Source organism: Paenibacillus sp. alder61, assembly GCF_020179875.1.
Lineage (GTDB): Bacteria > Bacillota > Bacilli > Paenibacillales > Paenibacillaceae > Fontibacillus > Fontibacillus faecis.
The window spans coordinates 1-19,664 of sequence record NZ_JAIUDG010000015.1 but is presented as its reverse complement, the minus strand read 5'-3'; the positions used below and the strand labels follow the sequence as shown (position 1 = coordinate 19,664).

Below are 19,664 nucleotides of genomic sequence, written 5' to 3'. Positions count from 1 at the left end.
CGTTTATATTCATGTAATCACGGCATAGTTTTACGGTTGTGCAGAACCAGGAAGTTCATGTTATATAAAATTACACTACTATCCTTGGGCTCTCAGCTAAGTTTTGCAAGTTAACGGTCAGGGTACTAACCAAATATAACTTATGCTAAAATCGAGAAGAACAAGTTGTGGAGGGATAATATTGTCTGAGGAACCGCCTTTTCACCAAGGCGGTTTTCTTATGGTCGAATATTAAAATTAGAATTTAACATTGCCTAAATAAAAAAAGAACCCGGGTGCAGGGGCAGGGGCGTTTATCATCGTCTATTGTTTTGGAGAGGAGGGGAGAGCTATTGGCGAGGAGTTAATCGAAAAGATGAAAAAGGGCGACCGGTCAGCTTTTCACGAATTTGTGAAGCTTTACGGACAGACGGTGTTCCGTATCGCCTACTCGGTCCTCCATGACGAGAAAGAGGCGGAGGATGCCGCCCAGGAAACTTTTCTTCAAGTCTATAAGTCTCTCTCCGCTTACCGTTCACAGGGAATCAAGTCTTGGTTATCCCGCATCACCGTTAACAAGGCGATTGATTTAAAAAGACGGCGGGACCGGCGGCGCGAGGATCATTGGGATCCCGCCGATGTGGCGGACAAGATTCCCGCCCAGGAAGATGAATTGCTGGAGGACATGCTAAGCCAGGAGCGCAGAAACGAGCTGCAATCCAAACTGTCGGAGCTCCCTCCGGGCCATCGGCAGGTGGTGACCGCTTTTTACTTCGAAGGGAAAAGCCATGAGCAGATCGCCTCGGAGCTTGCGTTGAGCGTCAAGACGATCGAGTCGAAGCTATATCGGGCCAGGGCCTGGATCCGTGAGCACTGGAAGGAGGAGGAATGGCAATGAACGAACCGGAATCGCAGCGGAGGCTGTGGCGGAAGTATATTCTCGGCGAACTCCCGAAAGAGGACGCCGACAAAATGGAAGCGCTGATGCGGGCCGACGATCGGCAGTTTGAACTCTATCTGGAAGTATTTATGTCGGTCGAGTCCGAATTGCCGGCGCTACCCGATGAGGAACGTTTCGCGAGCGACGTCATGGTCCGGCTTCCCGCCCAGCAGGCGAACGGAACTGCGAAAGGAAACAGGAAGAAATGGGGATGGGACCGCCCGGTATTGCATTATGTTATCGCCGCGTCCATCACCTTCCTCTTGCTGGGAGGCGGTGTGTTTGATCTGTTGGCGGCGGGAACCAGCGTGGCCGTAGAAAACCAGGGCAGCGGGTCTCCGTTGAGCGAGCGGCTTATGGAACGGGCCTCGTTGTGGATGGACCGGATCGGTACTCCGACCGGCGGCAACTAGGGAAGACGGGCAAATTCACCTGGAAAGGATGATGACATTGACTTACTATCGCAGCAGAATGCTGGCGTTTATATTGAATGTGATCCCCGGATTGGGGCACTTTTATTGGGGAAAGAAGGGAAGGGGCATCTTCTACCCGCTCTTCTTCTTCGGCGGAATTTTTGGCGGATTTCTGATCGCGATGGCCACGAATGAAGGCGAATTCTTTCTCGCCGTTCTGATCGCGGAGTTGATTCTATGGGCCGTCAGCATGCTGGATCTTCTTATCGTGATGCTGAGGGAGCCGGCGGCTCAGGAAAGGTCGACGCATGATTATATGGCTGCACCGCGCCGCGGGGAAGCCGAGACCGAACGTTTCTTTACCATTCTTCTCTCTTTCGTTCCGGGATTGGGGCATTTCCAAATGGGGTTAATGCAGCGGGGGCTGTCTTTTCTGATCCTGTTCTTCGGGCTGATCACGATGATGTTCTTTTTGACCGGCGTCACGCACGAAACGGTATTTCTGCTGTTTCTGGGTTTATTGCCGATCATCTGGCTTTACTGCATGTTCGACGCCGTCCAGCTTATTCACCGTAAGCAGGCCGGGGAGCCGCTGCAGGACCGGTCGCTCTTGGACGAATGGGAATCGGGCCGGATCGAGGGGCGCCGCAGCAAGGTACTGGCCACGCTCTTGTCCGCTTTTCCCGGTGCGGGTCAAATGTATCTTGGCTTGCAAAAACGCGGCCTGCAAATGATGGTCCTGTTTCTTGGGAGCTTTTATATTATCGATGTGCTTCGTTTGTCCGTATTTCTGTTCGTGGTCCCCGTGATCTGGTTTTACTGTTTTTTTGACGGACTTCAGCAGACGAGCCGGTACGGCATCCTGCCGATGGAGGATATTCCGTTGATCCGAAGCAAGGGGGGCAGCCAGCATTGGCTGGGAATCGCTCTTTTATTGATGGGAGTCTATTATGTGGGTGTGGAATTCATAGTTCCCGCGCTGGACCGTTGGTTCCCTTACCTGCAAATGCGCTATTTGATCGATGAATATTTGAGGCCGGTGCTGGTCGCGGCCATCCTCATCGGAGGGGGTCTCAAACTGCTTTCCGGACGCCGGAAGGAATCGGATTGGGGCGGTAAGGAACAACTATAAACGATCCCCCATTGGGATCGGGCGGAAAGAGGGCTGCAGGAGGTCTGCGGCTCTCTTTTTTTATTTCGGAATCTATTTTTGTTACAATGCAGACAGATGAATCGTTTGATAGAAGGAGAAGACCGGATGTTTAAAATATATGTCGTGGAAGATGATCGGCAGCTTGCCGGATTGCTGGAAAACTATTTGCAGAGGTTCGGCTACGCCACCTGTACGGCTGCGAATTTCGAACGGATCAAGGAGGAATTTGAACGTGAAGCGCCGCATCTGGTGCTGCTTGACGTGAATCTGCCGAAGTTTGACGGGTATTACTGGTGCAGGCAGATCCGCAATTTGTCCACCTGCCCGATTATTTTTATTTCCGCCAGGGAGGGGAAAATGGACCAGGTTATGGCGTTGGAAAACGGAGCGGATGATTACATTACGAAACCCTTCGACTATGATATCGTTTTGGCTAAAATCCGCAGCCAGCTGCGCAGAACTTATGGAGACTACGCCGCGGCCGGCGGGGATCGAGCGGTTCAACTGGAAGGTCTCAAGCTGGACAAAGACCGCTTGTACTTGAGTTTGGGGGACCGGAAGGTCGAACTCAGTCTTACCGAAGTCAAAATGCTGGAGGAACTGATGCGCAGGGGGGAAGAGGTGGTAAGCCGGGATCGCCTGTTGGAGAAAATTTGGGACGACCAGGTTTTTGTCGACGATAACACCTTGAACGTATATGTCACGCGGGTTCGGAAAAAGCTGGCCGCCCTGGGGATTGAGGAAGCCCTTCAAACCGTGCGCGGTCAGGGTTACAGGCTTGTGCCCCGCTGGGAGGAGGCGCGATGAAGCTTTTTCTGAAAGATCACCGGGCACTCGTCGCCGTGTACGCCCTGCAGTTGCTGGCCGTTTCCGGGGTGTACTGGCTGGACGGATACCGCGATGGCTATGTCGTACTGTACGCCGGGCTGCTGAGCGGCTGCTTGCTGGCGGGTTATTTGCTCGTCCGGTTTCTGACCCACCGTTCGTTCTATGCTTGCCTGGAACAGGACGGAGCGATGGACGCATTCAAAGAAGTGGAGCCGAGAACGCCCTTGTCCGAATCGCTCTACCGGCTGTTAAAAAAACAATACCGGGCTTACGTTACTGAAATCAACGCCCAACAATACAAAATTACCCGCCACCTTCAGTTTATCAGCCAGTGGGTGCATCAGATGAAAACCCCGGTTTCGGTTATACATCTTCTGGTGCAGGATAGCGACGACGCGCGTTTCGTCGCGGTGGGGGACGAGGTGGACCGGCTTCGCAAGGGGCTGGACCTCGTGTTGTATACGACGAGGCTGGACGGTTTCGCGCAGGATTTCATGGTTGAGAAACTGGAGCTGGAGGCGTTAGTCCGTTCCGTCGTTTCGGAACAGAAACGGCTATTTATCCGCAGCAAGGTGTTTCCCCGCATGCAGTTCCCTTCCGGCGAACGTCTGTTCATTGCCACCGACGAGAAGTGGCTTTCATTTGCGTTGACCCAAGTATTAACCAACGCGGTCCGGTATACGACCAAAGAAAATGCGAATTTGACACTGAGAGCCTACCGGCGGGACGAAGAAACCGTCCTGGAGATTTCGGATGAGGGGGTGGGCATCCCGGCCAGCGACGTCCCGCGTGTCTTTGAGGCTTATTTTACGGGGGAGAACGGCAGGAACTTCAGGGAGTCCACGGGCATGGGGCTGTATCTCGTCAAGCAGATTTGCGATCAACTCGGCCATCGGGTCGAGATCGAGTCGGCCGTCATGGAAGGGACTACGATTCGGATTCGATTTGGGGGCCGGCGGACGGAAACCTTACAAGGAAGTAAGGAAGTGTAAGATTAAGCCATGGGATTCCGCGGTCGCTCCCAAGTATAATGAAGCTATCCGCGGAAGGAGGGGGAAGGATGCCGATTTTACAAGTGCGGGAAGTATCGAAAATCTACGAGGGCAAAATTTCCACCAAGGCGCTTGACCATGTCAGCTTTCGGATGGAGGAAGGCGAATTCGTCGGGATTATGGGACCCTCCGGCAGCGGGAAAACCTCGCTGCTCAATGTCATCGCCACCATCGACGAACCTACTTCCGGAACCGTATGCATCGCCGGGCAAAATCCGCATGAATTGGATCAGGAGCGGATGGCTCTTTTTCGCCGAAGACGACTGGGCTTTATTTTTCAGCACTTTAACCTGCTCGATACGTTGACCGTCGAAGAAAATATCGTGCTCCCGCTTACGCTCGAAGGTACGCCGGTGCAGGAAATGAAGCGGAATGCGGCGGATTTGGCGGAAAGGCTGGGGATCGCCCGCGTGCTGGACAAATTTCCGCATGAGATTTCCGGGGGACAAATGCAGCGGACCGCGATCGCGCGGGCGATGATCCACCATCCCTCGCTGCTTCTGGCCGACGAGCCCACCGGGAACCTGGATTCCAAGTCCTCCCGGGACGTCATGGAGGCGTTTGCGATGGTCAATGAGGCGAAGCGGGCGGCCATTTTGATGGTGACGCACGACGCTTTTGCCGCGAGCTTTTGCCATCGGGTGATCTTCATCAAGGACGGAAGCATGTACAACGAAATTTACCGGGGCGACAACCGCCAGGCGTTCTTCCAAAAAATCATCGACATGATGTCGCTGCTGGGAGGGGATACGGATCACCTTTCGTCAGCTCGCCTTTAATCATGTATTAAGAAAGAAACGCACTTATGCGGCCTATTTTTTGAGCAGTACGTTTTCCGTAATGGTCTTTTTCGTGTGCGCCGTATTCCTGTTCCATCCGGAGCTGCGGGACCGGGTAGCCTGGCAGTCGGCGCTGCTTGTGCTCGGTCAGGCGGAAGCCATCATGTTCGTCTTCTGCTTCTTGTTTGTCCTTTATTCCGTCGGCTCATTTCTTCGTTCCCGGAAGCGGGAATTCGGGGTGCTGCTGCTGCACGGAATGACCGTAAAACAGCTCCGCAAGATGGTGTTCACGGAGAATATGCTGGTGGGCCTCGGCGCGCTTGGCGCGGGGATTTTGGGAGGTTTGCTGACGGCCAAGCTCTTCCTGATGGCAGGCGCAAATCTGCTGGGGATCGAAGAGCTGTCCTTCCATATTTCGCCCTGGAGCGTGCTCTTGACTTTGGCGGCGTTCCTGCTGCTGTTTCTGTCGATTTCCTCCTTTACGACGATGCTGCTCGGCTCGACCCGGCTGATCGATTTGTTTCAATCCGGCGCAAAAAGGGAAGGCCAGCCCCGGTTCTCCAAAGGGCTGTCCCTGTTGGCGGCCACGCTGCTCATCGCAAGCTATACCTTGGCCGTGACGGCATCGGCGTCGACCGTCAAGCTTCGCGTGGTCCCGGTGACCCTGATGACGATGCTCGGCACCTATTTGTTTTTCTCGCAAGCTGGTCTGGCCGTCATTCACCTATTAAAAAGAAACCTGGCGAGGTACTGGCACAGGACGAACCTGATTCTGATTTCAAATTTATCGTACCGGCTGAAAGAGAACGCCTGGATGTTTTTTCTCGTCGCGATGATCTCGACGATCACGTTTTGCGCGGTCGGCGTATTCGCCTCCGTCAACCGGCTGTCCGCGGAGTTCGACCGGGACCACCCGGCCGAGATCGGCTATGTGGCCAAGCCGGGCGGCAACGTAAGCGCCGGGCATCTTCGTCAGATCCGGGAGGAGCTCGCGGCGCGAGGTCTCGCCTTTCACGAGGAGGAGACGGATTTGCTGCTTGCGGAGGTTGCCTCCACGACGCTGGCGGGGGCGCCGGATCAGTTGGCGCTGCTCTCTTTTTCCGATTATACCAAGCTGGTGGCCGCGGCGGGGATGACGACCCGGGAGGAGCCTCCGGACGCCGACGGGGCTTTGGTGCTCATGAGCTCGCAGCGGGAAAAGCTGCTCTTGCAAGAACGGGAACCGGCAAGCTATACGCTCGGTGCGGGCGGAATACGGCTGGACGAAGAAGGGGTTACACAGCACGTGCCCATCTCCGATTATTTAACACCGGAGCTCGGGGATTTCCGGGGAGGGAATTTTTCCGGACTTGTCGTGAGCGATGCGACGTGGGAGAAGTTGGCCCCGAATTTCGGCCGGGCGGTTTACACGGCGTTTTATTCGGACGCCGGTTTGGAGGCCACCGTCGATATCGCAAAGAATTTGACCGAAAACGGAAAGATGAAGTACGAAACCGGTCTGGATTACGCCATGGCGGTGAGCGGGACTTTGTTCGAGGTTCAACGAACCACCTATGGAGCGCTGTTGTTCTTTGCGCTGCTGGTCGGTACCGTGTTTTTTATGTCGGCGGGGAGCTTCCTGTACTTCCGGTTATACAGCGATCTGGACTACGACCGGCGTCAATATGCCGCGCTGACCAAGCTGGGCGTGACCCGCAGGGAAATGGAGCGGATCGTAACCGCTCAACTGGGGTTGATGTTCTTTTTGCCGGTGGGAGTGGCGCTCGTTCACAGTATCTTCGCGTTCATCGCGCTGCAAAGTTATCTGTTTATCCCGATCGCTTGGGAGGCTTGCTTGATCCTGTTCAGCTTTTGTTTTGTGCAGGGGATGTATTTTTATTTCATTCGCGCGCGATATTTGCGGAATTTGCAAAAAGGTTATCTATAATCGATATGGAGGTATCTCGTGGAAAATTGGATTACGAATATAATGGAGCAATTCGGCTATGCCGGCATCTTGCTGCTGATCGCGCTGGAAAATGTGTTTCCGCCGATTCCGTCGGAGGTGATTCTCACCTTCGGGGGCTTTATGACAACATACACCAGTCTGACGGTCGTGGGGGTCATTATCGCGGCTACGGTAGGCTCGGTGCTCGGCGCGGTCATTTTGTACGGGATCGGCTATTTGATCAATGTCGATAAACTGGAAGGCTGGGTGGACCGGTACGGGAAATTTTTGCGCCTGAAAAAAGAAGATATCCGTAGGGCAGACGCTTGGTTCGACAAATACGGCTATTGGACGGTGCTGTTTTGCCGGATGATTCCGTTGATCCGGAGTCTGATTTCCATTCCCGCGGGGATGTCCAAAATGAAGTTCGGTCTATTCCTCTTGTTTACGACGATCGGTACCTTGATCTGGAACGTCATTCTGGTCTCCGTAGGCGCCGCGGTGGGCGGGTCCTGGGAGAAAATCGTCGAGTTTATGGACGTTTACTCCAACATCGCTTACGCTTTGATCGCGGTTATTGGGATCGGCGGCGTATTTTGGTTTCTGCGGACAAGAAAAAAGGGCTGATCCGAAAAGGCGGCGTTTACTGCCGTACTCCACAATAGACAAAAAGCGGCGTTACGCTGATGAGAAGAGAGGTTTCGCATGGAATTTATCGATTTGATTAAAGCGGTAGTTCTCGGCTTGGTCGAGGGGTTGACGGAATTTGCCCCCGTTTCTTCGACGGGACATATGATCATCGTGGATGATATGTGGTTGAAGACTGAGCAGTTGCTGCATTCCAAATATGTGGCCAACACGTTTAAAGTCGTCGTCCAGTTAGGCTCCATTCTGGCGGTGCTTGTCGTCTTCCGGGAGCGGTTTATGGATCTGCTGGGCATTTCCCGAATGAAGCGGCGCGGGGAGGAAGGGGGCGGAGCTGCGGCTTCCCGTCATGGCGGGGAACCGCGGCTGAAGCTGGCCCAGGTACTGGTCGGCTTGGTCCCGGCGGGAATTCTCGGCGTTTTGCTGGAGGACTATGTCGATGAGTACTTGTTCTCCACCGCCACGGTATTGATCGGTCTGGTTATCGGAGCGCTGCTGATGATCGCGGCGGACCGCTTCGGACCGAAGCGGCCGGCCGTGGAGTCCGTCGACCAGATCACCTACAGGCAGGCGTTTACGATCGGCTTGTTTCAATGCCTTTCGATCTGGCCGGGATTCTCCCGGTCGGGCTCGACGATTTCCGGAGGGGTTCTGCTGGGACTGAGCCATCGGGCGGCGGCCGATTTTACGTTTATTATGGCCGTGCCGATCATGGCGGGGGCCAGCGGGCTGTCCCTGCTGAAAAATTGGGAGTATTTCACGATGGACGCACTCCCGTTCTTTATCGCCGGCTTTATAAGCGCTTTTGTGTTCGCGCTGTTGTCGATCCGCTTTTTCCTCAAGCTGATCAACCGAATCCGGCTTGTCCCGTTTGCGGTTTACCGTTTGGTATTGGCCGCGGTTATCGGGGCGCTGTATTTCTGGTAAGCATGCGAAAGAGCCGTCCGACGGGGTTCTGTCGGGCGGCAGCCCGCCGCTATGGCATCTTTGGGCCAGCGTTTCGCCGTGGGCGCCGCATCTTTCCGTGAAGTGTAATCCATGTCTAACCTCCTCAAAATATGCAAAATGAATGAATCACAATGCAAGTTGAAGAACCCCCGCCCGCCGCGGCTGTCCAGAAACCGGGTGGGTGGGGGCATAGTAGCAAATCACACTTAAGAGTGCGGGCGGGGAGGCAGAAGCAGGGAACGGTAAAGCACTTCGAAAATAAACTCGAAGGCCTCCAAATGGCGCTTGGCCTCAAAGGCGTTGGCTCCCCAGGCATAAATCCCGTGGTTGCGCAGCAGGATGCCGGGGATTTCCGGCTTGAGCGTACCGGGAATCAGCTTGGCGATCGAAGGAATATCCGCGTAATTCGGGAGAACAGGAATCCGGATGGCGGCATTTTCCTCCCAAATGCCGAGACCTTTAATCAGTTCGATGCCTTGAGCCGGTACATATCCTTCGTCACCGTAATACTCGCTGATCAGGTTGTTGTATACGGTATGCACGTGGAAAATGGCGCCGCATCCCGTCATCCGGTAAATTTTGGCGTGAATCAGCGTTTCGGCGCTCGGCTTAAGCGCAGTCGTTTCGCAGGCTTCTCCGTTGGCGTCCACAAAAAGGAAATCCTCCGGAGTATGAACCGATTTATCCTTCCCGCTCGAAGTGACCGCAAAATGAAACCGGTCCGGCGTGAAGGCGCCGACCCGAACGGACAGATTGCCGCTCGTTCCGGGGAACCAGCCCCGGGCGGCAAATTGCTCTTTGATGTTCCGGAGCTCGCCCAGCGCCTTCTGTTTTTCCTCCAGGGAGATGTCTGAAAATGTCATTTAATTCGCTCCTTCCCGCCTCATCAAGTCGGTCTTAATCTCCGTAAACGTTTCAAATGGGGTATGGGAAATACCCAGCTCGCGGCATTTCTCGGTCAGTTTGGACCGGGAGTATACCCGGTCCGCCAGCTTGGCGCCCTCGAAATCGGTCAAGCTGTCCCCGATCAGAATCCGCTCATACTGCTCCGGCGGATACCGGCGCATGACCGCGGCCTTGCACATGCCGCAATCGTTCGTGCAGTGCTCGTCGCAAGGGTGGGGCCATAAGATAGCGATATTCTCCCCGGTAAAGTCCGCGGAATTGCAAAAAATATGATCCTGCGGAATATCGAAGGGGGCGAGCAGCGGCTCAAGAAAAAAATCAATGCCCCCGCTCGTCACGTAAAAAGGAATCGACCGCTGCTTCAAGTAGGCGAGAAATTCCCGGAAGCCCTCGCGGATGCCGGCTTGTCCGACGACGAACGCGGTGATCTCCTCCCGCATCGAAGCCGGGAAGAGGGCGAACATCGCCCCGACGCCTTCCCGGATCGAAATTTCATGGGAGAGGATACGCTGCATAATCGGCTCGTATCCTTCCGGTTCGAAATGCCGCATGATCGCTACGATATTGTCGCTATTGGTAATCGTCCCGTCGAAATCGCAGAAGACGACGGGCTGTTTGCCGCGGTTCATCGCTGCCCTCCCCAAAGGTCAAGGGCAGCTTTCAATTCGGGCAGGCTCGCCGACGCCTGCTCCAGGGAGACGCCGTTCATCGCGGCGTCAATCGCCTGCAGGAAGGCGCGGCCGCCGGCGCTCGCGCCGCCCGGATGCCCGTGAATGCCGCCGCCGGCATTCACGACCACATCGGTGCCGAAGTCGTCCAGAATCCGGGGTACCAGCCCCGGATGGATGCCGGCCGACGGCACCGGGAAGCTGGCGCGCTGCGGCAGCCCCTCGGCGGTGAGCTCGCGGCGGATCGCCAGGTTCTCCTCCCTCGGCATAACGACCGAGCCGTAAGGCGAAGGGAACAGCACGAGGTCGGCCCCGGCGATCCGCATCAGCTTGCCGAGCAGCAGGGAAGCGGCGATGCCGTAATGCGGCGACGGATACAACGCTCCGGCGAGCGAAGGGTGGGCCGCAATCGGTACGGTGATGTCCGGGTCGGAGCTCAGCTCGTGCAGGACATCAAAGCCGTAAGGCAGCACGCTGAACAAGAGGGCGGACGCCCCGGCATCGATGGCGCGCAGCGCTTGCTCTTTCAGCTTCGAAGTCGGCCCCGTGAGATTCGTCGCGTAGAGCAGCTTTTTGCCCGTCACGCGCTCGGCCTCTTCCGCGGCTTCGCGGCAAACGCGCACGCGCTGATCGATCGGTGTCAGCGGATTCTCAAACAGGATCTCGTCATCCTTGATCAAGTCGACGCCGCCGAGCGCCTGGGCCAGAAATTGCTCCTTGAGGCCGTTCAGATCGTAACCGACGACCGATTTGAAGATGCTCATCAAGAGCGGACGGTCCTTGACGCCCAGCAGATCCCTTACGCCGTTCAGGCCGAATTTCGGGCCGGGAAAGGCGCTGAGAAACGAATCCGAAAATTCCAGGTCCAGCAGTTTGATTTTACCGTCCATCGATATTTTGCCGAACACGGTGATCAGCAGGGCGGGGAGATCCCGGGTAAAATTGACGTCGGGATATGAAATCGACACATCCGCGTAACGTTCGGTTTCGGACCCGGTTTCCGGCTCGTGAACCTGGATTCGTTCCACCCGGCCCAAATGACGGCGCATTTCCTCCTGTTTGATTTGGGGCAGCTCGGTCCAAGTCCCGACCGTCATGCCGATGGCGATGGACTGGGCCTTGCGCTCAAAATCGGCTTTAGGATCATAAATCCGGTAAGTTGCAGTACAATAACTCACGATAATGCCTCCTTTACCGCCTCGCCCATTTCGCGAGAGCGTTCCGCACAGCGGTGAACGGCCGCTTTGACGGCCGCCTCAAAACCACGGTCGGCCAAAACCTCCAGTGCGGCCTGGGTCGATCCGTTGGGCGAAGTGATGTCTTTACGCAGTTTTTCCGGCGCTTCGCCGGTTTCCTTCATCATTACCGCCGCGCCCAGCACGGTTTGCACCGTCAGCTCGCGGGCCTGCTCGGGGGTGAGTCCGCCTTCGATGCCGGCGGCGATCATCGCTTCCATCATGTAGTAGAAATAAGCGGGGCCGCTGCCGGAAATTCCGGTCAAAATGTCCATTCTCTCCTCGGGGATCACCTGGACGGTACCGACCGCTTCAAACATCGAGAGCACCTGGCGACGCTGCTCTTCGGCGGTCTCGGCGGAGAAGGAGATGCCGGTGGCGCCTTGACCGATCGAGCTCGACGTATTCGGCATCGTTCTCGCCACCGGCGCGTTGACGCCCAGCAGCCCCTGAATCGTGGCGATGGACAGGCCGGCGATCACGGAGATGATGAGCTGGCCATCACGCCATTTCGGGCCCAGTGCTTTCAAGGCCTCGCCGGCATCCTTCGGCTTCATGGCCAGGACGATGACGGACGCTTCGTTCAAGTATTTCGCGGTTTTCTCTTCGCCGTTTCCGGTAACTACGCCGTACTGTTCCTCCAGGTATGCCAGCCGTTCGGCGCTGCTCCGGTTCAGCATGACGATCTGTTCCGGTGCGGCTACCTGTTTATGAATCAAGCCGCGGACGATCGCTTCGGCCATGGAACCGGCGCCGTAAAAACAGATGGCCGGTCTGCTAGCGTTGGATTCGTTTAGCATGGATTTTCGCCTCCTCTAGAGCTGCTTTTTACTTCCGGATTTGTCCGTTTCCGTGGATGATATATTTGCTGGAAGTCAGTGCGGGCAATCCCATCGGACCGCGGGCATGCAGTTTTTGCGTGCTGATTCCGATTTCCGCGCCGAAGCCGAATTCAAACCCGTCCGTAAAGCGGGTCGATGCGTTATGATACACGGCCGCGGCATCGACTTCCTGCTGAAAGCGGGCGGCGTTCCCGCCGTTTTCCGTTACGATACACTCGGAATGCTTTGTGCCGAAGCGGGCGATATGGGCAAGAGCCTCGTCCAGATCGTCCACGATTTTCACATTCAAAATATAGTCATTGTACTCGGTCGCATAGTCTTCCTCGGTGGCCGGATTGGCCCAAGCGACGAGTTTGCGGGTAGTTTCGCAGCCACGCAGTTCCACGCCCGCCTCCCGGAATTTTTCCGCGAGATCGGCCAAATGGCGATTTGCGTAGGAGCGGTGGACCAGCAGCGTTTCCATCGAGTTGCAAACGGAGGGGCGCTGCACCTTGGCGTTTAAGGCGATCTCTTCCGCCATGGCCGGATCGGCCGTTTCATCCAGAAACGTGTGGCAGATCCCGGCGCCCGTTTCGATCACCGGCACGGTGGCATTTTGCACAACGGTTTGGATCAACGAGCTGCCCCCCCGGGGGATTACCACATCCAGCAACCCGTTTAATTTCAACATCTCGTCCACGGAGGAACGGTTCGGATCTTCGATCAACTGAACGGCGTTCTTCGGAACGGTCGTTTGCTCAAGCGTCCGGTGGATGATTTCGACGATTTTCCGGTTGGAGGAGAGGGCGGAGGAGCCTCCGCGCAGGACGACGGCATTGCCGGTTTTCAGGCAAAGGCCGACGGCATCCACCGTGACGTTGGGACGGGCTTCGTAAATGATGCCGATGACGCCGAGGGGAACGCGCTGTTGAACGATATGCAACCCGTTCGGCCGATCGATCGTAGCGAGCACATCGCCAACGGGATCGGGGAGTTCCACGATTTGGCGCAGCCCTTCCGCGATGCCGGCGATCCGGCTTTCGTTCAGGGCGAGGCGGTCGAGCAGCGATTCGGACGTGCCGTTTTGCCGGCCGCGTTCCAAATCCTCGCGATTCGCGGCGATGATCTCCGCGGCTTGTTCCTCAAGGGCCTTGGCCGCGGCGAGCAGGGCCTCGTTTTTGGCCTCCGTTCCGAGCCCGCCCAGGATGGCTGCCGTTTTGCCGGCTAATACCGCTTTTTCTCTTACTTCACTCATGGTTTAACCTCCTTATGGATTCCAGTATATTTAAGATTTTAAGGAAATCCATTCGTCCCGATGAATGACCTCTAGACGGTGGACTTCGTTTAACCGTTTCATCACTTCCGTACTGGGCAAGCCCAGTACGTCCCGGAGCTGAGCGGCGTCATAGTTGACGATGCCTCTCCCGAGCACTTCCCCCTGGCCGTTCAGCACTTCAACCACATCTCCGGTTTGGAAGTGGCCTTCGGCCCCGCGGACGCCGACGGGGAGCAGGCTGCGCCCGCCGTGGATCAGCGCCTCTTCGGCCCCCGCGTCGACGATCAAAGCGCCGATCGGGGTGGACATAAATCCGAGCCATTGTTTTTTGCGCGGCAAGGCGGAACTGTGCGTTTCAAAATAGGTTCCCCGGCCGCGGTCTTCCAGCGTTTGGCGTAGGTCGCCGGGGCGGTCGGCCTTGCCGACGAAGACGGGGATACCGCCGCGTGAGGCGATTTTGGCCGCGTCGATTTTGGAGCGCATGCCGCCCGTCCCCACGCTGGAGCCCGCTCCGCCGGCGATGGCGTACAGATCCTTATTGATCTCCGCGACCCGTTCGATGCGGACGGCCGCGGGGTTGATCCGCGGGTCGGCGGTGTACAGGCCGTCCGTATCGGTGAGAATGATGAGCTGATCGGCTTTGATCAGATTGGCGACCAGCGCGGATAACGTATCGTTATCCCCGAATTTCAATTCATCGACCGAGACGGTGTCGTTTTCATTAATGATCGGGAGGACGCCGCGGCTCAGCAGTTCTTCCAGCGCCATGCTGGCGTTGCCCATCCGGCTTCTGTTCTGGAAGTCGGAGCGGGTGAGGAGGATTTGCGCCGCGGAAATGCCGTGTTCGGCCAGTTCCTCGCGGTAGGTTTGCATCAGCAGCGCCTGCCCGACGGCGGCGGAGGCTTGTTTTTCATGAAGCAGCTTCGGCCGTTCCGGGTATCCGATTTCCCGAAAACCCGCGGCGACGGCGCCGGAGGAGACGAGCAGGACCTGGGTGTCCGCCGAACGTAAAGCGGCGAGCTCGAAGGCAAAATATCGGATCGCTTCCCGGTTTAATCCGCCCTCGGGCGAGGTTAGCGAACTGCTTCCGATTTTAACGACAATGCGGCGTTGCATGGAGACCACTCCTTAAAAAATCATAGCGTAAATTTTTCGTAAAACAAAAAAACTCCCGCCTTTGCATGCAAAGGACGAAAGTTTCACTTCCGCGGTACCACCTTTATTGATGATTCATCATCCGACTTGGGTTGCCCGGTAACAGGGGCGCTGTCCGGTTTATGGCCGGCCGTTCGGGGATAGGGTTCAAAGCGGGCGGGCCGCAAATTCTCACAGCCGAAGGAATCTGCTCTCTGGGGGCCGCACCGGTCTTCTACTGGTCCCGTCATTACGTTTAATGATAGAAAGGTTGTTATGAATCGTATCAGATAACGAACTGTTTGTTGAATTACTGATAGAATACCATGCGAATCCTGCCTTTGCAAAAGAAAATGACCTTACGGCCTCAAAAGAGGCCGAGCTTGCCGATCCGATGGACGGCTTCCGTAAGCCGGTCCTCGTCGGTAAGCAGTCCGAGCCGCACGTATCCTTCGCCATGCCGGCCAAAGCCGATACCGGGCGCAACCGCAACTTTGGCCCGCTCCAGCAGCAGCTGGGCGAAAGCGGAAGAGTCCGTACCCTTCGGCACCGGAAGCCAGGTAAAGAAGGAACCTGACGGTTTGCGGGCTTCCCAGCCGATTTCGCCCAGAGCTTTAAACAAGGCGTTTCTTCTGGACTCATAGACGGACACCAAATCGGCCACACACTGCTGCGAATCGGATAAGGCAACCTTGGCCGCTTCCTGAACCGCGCCGAACAGGCTGACATAAATGTGGTCCTGGAGCAGGTTGATCAGGGAGATGATCTCCTTGTTGCCAAGGGCGAATCCGACCCGCCAGCCGGCCATATTATACGTTTTGGACATGGTGTAGTACTCGACGCCGACTTCTTTGGCGCCTTCCGCTTGCAGGAAGCTTACGGGGCGCCGCCCGTCAAAGCCGATCGCGCCGTAGGCGAAATCGCTGGCGACGACGATGCCGTGGGTCGCTGCGAATTTCACCGTATCCTCATAAAAGGACAGCGGGGCCGTGGCTGCCGTCGGGTTGTTCGGATAGTTCAGAAACATCAGCTTGGCCCGCTTTTTATCGCGATCGGAAATGGCGTCGTAGTCGGGCAGGAAGTCATTCTCTTCCCGCAGGGGCATGAACGACATTTCCGCGCCGGCCAGCGCGGTCCCCGACCAGTAGTCCGGGTAACCCGGATCGGGCACCAGGCAGAGGTCGCCCGGGTTCAGCAAAATTTGGCTGATCTGAACAAGCCCGGTTTTGCCGCCGAACAGGATGGCTACCTCGGTTTCCGGGTCCAGGCTGACGCCGTAGTCCTCGAGGTATCGCTGGGCCGCGGCTTCTTTCAAGAAATGATAACCCCGAAACGGGGAGTATTTGTGATACTGGGGATTCGCCACGGCGGCCTGGGCGGCGCGCACAATATGCTCCGGCGTGGGACGATCCGGATTGCCCTGGCCGAGATTGATGACATCGTGCCCCGCGGCGATCTCCCGGTTTACGCTGGCGACCAGCGAAGCGAAGAACTGCTTGGGCAGGTTATTCATGATATCGGCCGGGCGGATCGAAAAAGGAACCGTCCCCCGGTTAGGTTGATTTGATTTCATAGGTCGCACTCTCCGGTCTGTGAACGCCACTAAACAACGATATTACTGCGCTGAGCGGCACTTCAAAAATAATATGTTTTAATTTAACACGATTTAACCTAGCTGCATAGATGGAATTTCACGGGGGAAAGCCTTGCGCGTCACTACCCGACCGATTATGATGAGAGTCAAGTACAGTCGGCCGGCTGAAGGTTGCCGCCCGATGCGAAAGGGAGGATAAATGACCATGAGCGATAAAACAAAGGCTTGGAACGTGGCTTTGATTCAAAGCGATATCGTCCTGGGGCAGCCGGCGCAAAACCGCGAAAGAATGGAAACAAGAATGGAGCAGGCGGTATCCGCTCCGGAAAAGCCCGATGTGATCGTCCTGCCGGAAATGTGGAACACGGGCTATGACCTGAACCAGATCGGAAGTCTGGCCGACCCCGACGGGAAAGAGTCCAGAGCCTGGCTCGCCTCCTTTGCCCGCACGCATGGCGTTCACATCGTCGCGGGATCGATCGCGGAGAAAAGAGGGGACAAGGTGTATAACACCATGCTTGTCTTCGATCGGACGGGACGGGAGGTCGCATCCTATTCCAAAATCCATCTGTTTCGGCTGATGGAGGAGGAGAAGCATCTTGCTCCGGGCGATCGGGCCGTTAAATTCGAGCTGGACGGTATCCCGTCCGGTGCGTCGATTTGCTACGATATCCGGTTTCCGGAGCTTGCGCGCACGCTGTCGTTGAACGGAACCGAAGTGCTGTTCGTTCCGGCGGAATGGCCGCATCCCCGCCTTCATCATTGGCGGACGCTGCTCATGGCCCGGGCGATCGAAAACCAAATGTACGTCATCGCCTGCAACCGGACGGGAACCGGCGGCCGCGACGTGTTCTTCGGCCATTCCCTCATCATCGACCCTTGGGGAGAAATCGTGGCCGAGGGCGGGGAAGAGGAGGAAATCGTCACCGGCCGCGTGGACCTGGGACTTGTCGCCGAGGTTCGCGGGCGGATTCCGGTCTTCAGCGACCGCCGTCCGTCCCTCTACGAACTTTAGCGCTCCGCCAGCGTCGCTTTGAAGGTGTCGATGAAGGCTTCGGCCGCCTTGGACAGGTATCTGCCTTTCCGGTAGGCGATAACGAGGGTACGGCTCGGTGAAGAGGCCAGCGGAACGTAAACCGGGATCAGCTCGCTCCGTTTGGCCCGGGCGATAAATCTGGGCACAAGGGTGATTCCCATGCCGGCCGCCACCAAAGACTGCACGGTCTCGATATTGTTGCTTTCAAATACGACGTTCGGCTCGAACCCGGCGCTTTTGCACAAGTCGATGGTCAATTTGCGGAATCCCTGTCCTTTTTTTAGAACGATAAACGGCTCGTCTTTCAGTTCCTCGAGCGAAACGCCGCCCGGCTTGTCTTCAAGCGCGGCCAGCCGGTGATCGGGCGGAACGGCCAGGTCGATAATCTCTTCGCCGATCGGTTCATAGGTGAGCGTCGGTTCCTGCAGCGGAAGCGAAAGCAGGCTAAGATCGGTTCCGCCGCCGGCGGTCAGCTTTTCCAGATTCAGCGACGTATCCTCCAGAAGGGTGATCTGGATTTCGGGGTAGGCCGCCTTAAAGGCCGGCAGCACGTACGGGAGCAAATGCGAGCCGGTGATCGGCATGCTCCCGATCACGACGCGTCCCGCTCTAAGTTGGGAGATATCGTCCATCTCCTGGCGAAGCTGCTCCACCGCGTCCATGATTTTTCGGGCATGCTCGATAAAGCTCGCTCCCGCATGCGTCAGCTCGACGGTGCTCGTGTTCCGTTGAAACAATTTGACGCCCAGTTCTTGCTCCAGCTTGGACAGCTGCTGGCTTAAGGAAGGCTGGGCGATATGAAGTTTGTCCGCCGCGCGGGAGAAATTCCGTTCCTCGGCAATTTGCAGCGTATATTGTAGTTGTCGAAGCTCCACAGGGTTCACCTCTTCTGCTGTTTTCTTATAAGCCAAACCTATTAATATTATATACTATAATAGGTTTGGCTTGATGCTGTTTTCAAGGTATAATAATAGAAAAAGTTGTTGTGGAGGTTTGAGTCTTGAAAAAGGTTTGGAAAGAGATTCAGGGATGGGGAATTTCGATCATCATCGGCTTCGTACTCAGTATGTTCATCGGCATATTCGTTATTCAACCATACAGAGTGGACGGTCATTCCATGGAACCGACGCTGAACGACAACCAGCGGATCTATGCGTGGAAGCTGGTTCATTCCTTCGACAAGCTGCCGAAGTACGGCGATATCGTCATTATCGACAGCCGGGTCGACCGGGAGAGATCGTTTATGGATGACGTTAAGGAACATCCGCTAATCCGGCTGCTTTCGGGCGCCGAAGAACAGGAGATTTTTTATGTGAAGCGGGTGATCGGCCTGCCGGGCGATACGATTGAAATCAAGGATGGGCAGGTGTACCGAAACGGGGAAGCGCTCCATGAACCTTACATCAAGGAAGCGATGAACGCGGGAATGAACCAGTCCTGGGAAATCCCCGCCGGCCATGTGTTTGTAATGGGCGACAATCGCAACAACAGTAATGACAGCAGAAATATCGGCCCCGTCCCCCAGGACCATGTGATGGGGATCGACTCTTTCTGATTGATTATCGCATCTGACTTAAGGAGAGAAGAGAATGACGGATGTCTGGGAACGCTGTCCCAAATGCAAATCCGACCAGGTCGTTACGCGGGGCAAGCTCTTTTATTTTCTAATCTGGTTTGCGGCGGGCGGTTGCCTGTTGTGGCTGGGATTATTGTTCTTCTGGCCCCTGCTGGTCGTGGGATTTATTCCGATCGTCGTTTCCCTGTTCAGTTTTATGAAGGCCAAGGTTAACCGATGCACGGCCTGCGGTCATAAATGGAAACCATAGCATAGTGTCAATGTTCGGACATCAGACAGATCAAGCGATTGATCTGTTTTTTTGTTAGTGGCTTTAGCCAGTTGGGCACGCGAAGCGTGAAAAAACAACAAACCACCTGCTATGCGGGTGGTGTAGTGATGCTTATAGCAAAAACACCTGAAGGGTTCGTTATCAAAGGAGTGTTCAAGCTACGATGTATAACGAAAGGAAAAGGTGGCTTTATGGCTAATCGAAGTGATATGTCACATCCAAAGAGGCGCCTAGCGTTCTTCCAAGCTTCGAACTCCAAAAAGATGCAAATCTGCAGGTATTTAAGCCGATTCCCGAGGGAATGCGAAAAAAGATGCAAATCTGCAGGTATTTCCAGAGATTTTAGAGAAACCGAGCAGCAATCTTGCAAAAAAAATGACATAACAAGTAAGAAGAATAATTTACAAAAAAAGGAGACCCCAGTTATCGTAGAATTGTACAGATACATACGAAAGGAGGTCTCCTTGAATACAAAGATACCTA

At 55.8% G+C, this 19,664-nt stretch carries 21 protein-coding genes; 13 read left to right on the top strand and 8 right to left on the bottom strand.

Features of this window, described 5'->3' with window-relative positions; all coding sequences use genetic code 11:
- Positions 1 to 355: 355 nt before the first annotated feature.
- The 9 genes from LBW89_RS16610 (at position 356) to LBW89_RS16570 (ending at position 8,643) form a co-directional block, all read left to right on the top strand.
- Positions 356 to 877 (top strand): RNA polymerase sigma factor, encoded by a 522-nt coding sequence (locus LBW89_RS16610; protein ID WP_148451958.1) that lies wholly within the window; start codon positions 356 to 358, stop codon positions 875 to 877.
- Positions 874 to 1,332, top strand: coding sequence for a hypothetical protein (locus LBW89_RS16605; RefSeq protein WP_148451960.1), 459 nt, complete (start codon positions 874 to 876; stop codon positions 1,330 to 1,332). The genes LBW89_RS16610 and LBW89_RS16605 overlap by 4 nt, the downstream gene beginning before the upstream one ends.
- Before the next feature lie 37 nt (positions 1,333 to 1,369).
- Positions 1,370 to 2,464 carry a hypothetical protein gene (locus LBW89_RS16600; protein WP_225039583.1) on the top strand — a complete coding sequence of 365 codons (1,095 nt, stop codon included), beginning with the start codon at positions 1,370 to 1,372 and terminating at the stop codon, positions 2,462 to 2,464.
- A gap of 126 nt (positions 2,465 to 2,590) precedes the next feature.
- A complete protein-coding gene (locus LBW89_RS16595; RefSeq protein WP_148451964.1) occupies positions 2,591 to 3,292 on the top strand; it encodes a response regulator transcription factor in 702 nt (233 codons plus the stop codon).
- The gene (locus LBW89_RS16590) at positions 3,289 to 4,305 is read left to right on the top strand and encodes a HAMP domain-containing histidine kinase (RefSeq protein ID WP_225039582.1); all 1,017 of its coding nucleotides are present in this window, start codon (positions 3,289 to 3,291) and stop codon (positions 4,303 to 4,305) included. Before LBW89_RS16595 ends, LBW89_RS16590 begins: the two co-directional genes overlap by 4 nt.
- Positions 4,306 to 4,373: 68 nt before the next feature.
- Entirely contained in the window at positions 4,374 to 5,144 is a 771-nt protein-coding gene (locus LBW89_RS16585; RefSeq protein ID WP_213504380.1) for an ABC transporter ATP-binding protein, read from the top strand.
- Between the two features lie 40 nt (positions 5,145 to 5,184).
- Entirely contained in the window at positions 5,185 to 7,071 is a 1,887-nt protein-coding gene (locus LBW89_RS16580) for an ABC transporter permease (RefSeq protein ID WP_225039580.1), read from the top strand.
- Positions 7,072 to 7,089: 18 nt separating this feature from the next.
- A complete protein-coding gene (locus tag LBW89_RS16575; protein ID WP_148451972.1) occupies positions 7,090 to 7,698 on the top strand; it encodes a DedA family protein in 609 nt (202 codons plus the stop codon).
- A gap of 78 nt (positions 7,699 to 7,776) precedes the next feature.
- The gene (locus LBW89_RS16570; RefSeq protein WP_148451975.1) at positions 7,777 to 8,643 is read left to right on the top strand and encodes an undecaprenyl-diphosphate phosphatase; all 867 of its coding nucleotides are present in this window, start codon (positions 7,777 to 7,779) and stop codon (positions 8,641 to 8,643) included.
- A gap of 227 nt (positions 8,644 to 8,870) precedes the next feature.
- Here LBW89_RS16570 and mtnB read toward each other — a convergent pair whose 3' ends face one another.
- The 7 genes from mtnB to LBW89_RS16535 all read right to left on the bottom strand — a co-directional run bounded on the left by mtnB (position 8,871) and on the right by LBW89_RS16535 (position 16,277).
- Positions 8,871 to 9,527, bottom strand: a complete 657-nt coding sequence (gene mtnB, locus LBW89_RS16565) for a methylthioribulose 1-phosphate dehydratase (protein WP_148451979.1) — start codon at positions 9,525 to 9,527, stop codon at positions 8,871 to 8,873.
- Positions 9,528 to 10,199, bottom strand: a complete 672-nt coding sequence (locus tag LBW89_RS16560; RefSeq protein WP_148451981.1) for a 2-hydroxy-3-keto-5-methylthiopentenyl-1-phosphate phosphatase — start codon at positions 10,197 to 10,199, stop codon at positions 9,528 to 9,530.
- Positions 10,196 to 11,416, bottom strand: a complete 1,221-nt coding sequence (locus tag LBW89_RS16555; RefSeq protein ID WP_213504372.1) for a 2,3-diketo-5-methylthiopentyl-1-phosphate enolase — start codon at positions 11,414 to 11,416, stop codon at positions 10,196 to 10,198. Before LBW89_RS16555 ends, LBW89_RS16560 begins: the two co-directional genes overlap by 4 nt.
- Entirely contained in the window at positions 11,413 to 12,273 is an 861-nt protein-coding gene (proC, locus tag LBW89_RS16550; RefSeq protein ID WP_225039578.1) for a pyrroline-5-carboxylate reductase, read from the bottom strand. The genes LBW89_RS16555 and proC overlap by 4 nt, the downstream gene beginning before the upstream one ends.
- Positions 12,274 to 12,301: 28 nt before the next feature.
- A complete protein-coding gene (locus LBW89_RS16545) occupies positions 12,302 to 13,549 on the bottom strand; it encodes a glutamate-5-semialdehyde dehydrogenase (protein ID WP_225039577.1) in 1,248 nt (415 codons plus the stop codon).
- Between the two features lie 30 nt (positions 13,550 to 13,579).
- Positions 13,580 to 14,686, bottom strand: a complete 1,107-nt coding sequence (proB, locus tag LBW89_RS16540; protein WP_148451989.1) for a glutamate 5-kinase — start codon at positions 14,684 to 14,686, stop codon at positions 13,580 to 13,582.
- A 385-nt stretch (positions 14,687 to 15,071) separates the two neighbouring features.
- A complete protein-coding gene (locus LBW89_RS16535) occupies positions 15,072 to 16,277 on the bottom strand; it encodes a pyridoxal phosphate-dependent aminotransferase (protein WP_225039576.1) in 1,206 nt (401 codons plus the stop codon).
- Positions 16,278 to 16,503: 226 nt separating this feature from the next.
- On the opposite strand from LBW89_RS16535, the gene LBW89_RS16530 reads away from it, so the two are divergent.
- Positions 16,504 to 17,313, top strand: a complete 810-nt coding sequence (locus LBW89_RS16530; protein ID WP_412067007.1) for a carbon-nitrogen family hydrolase — start codon at positions 16,504 to 16,506, stop codon at positions 17,311 to 17,313.
- Here LBW89_RS16530 and LBW89_RS16525 read toward each other — a convergent pair.
- Complete coding sequence (locus LBW89_RS16525) at positions 17,310 to 18,209, bottom strand: LysR family transcriptional regulator (RefSeq protein ID WP_225039573.1); 900 nt, start codon at positions 18,207 to 18,209, stop codon at positions 17,310 to 17,312. The genes LBW89_RS16530 and LBW89_RS16525 overlap by 4 nt on opposite strands.
- Before the next feature lie 125 nt (positions 18,210 to 18,334).
- Here LBW89_RS16525 and lepB point away from each other — a divergent pair, with 125 nt between their 5' ends.
- The 3 genes from lepB to LBW89_RS16510 all read left to right on the top strand — a co-directional run.
- Positions 18,335 to 18,889: a signal peptidase I gene (gene lepB / locus LBW89_RS16520; protein ID WP_148451997.1), complete on the top strand. Its 555-nt coding sequence runs from the start codon at positions 18,335 to 18,337 to the stop codon at positions 18,887 to 18,889.
- Between the two features lie 34 nt (positions 18,890 to 18,923).
- On the top strand, positions 18,924 to 19,160 hold the full coding sequence (locus LBW89_RS16515; protein ID WP_148451999.1) for a hypothetical protein: 237 nt from the start codon (positions 18,924 to 18,926) through the stop codon (positions 19,158 to 19,160).
- Positions 19,161 to 19,246: 86 nt separating this feature from the next.
- A partial coding sequence (locus tag LBW89_RS16510; RefSeq protein WP_225039571.1) for a hypothetical protein occupies positions 19,247 to 19,664 on the top strand: 418 nt, incomplete at its 3' end.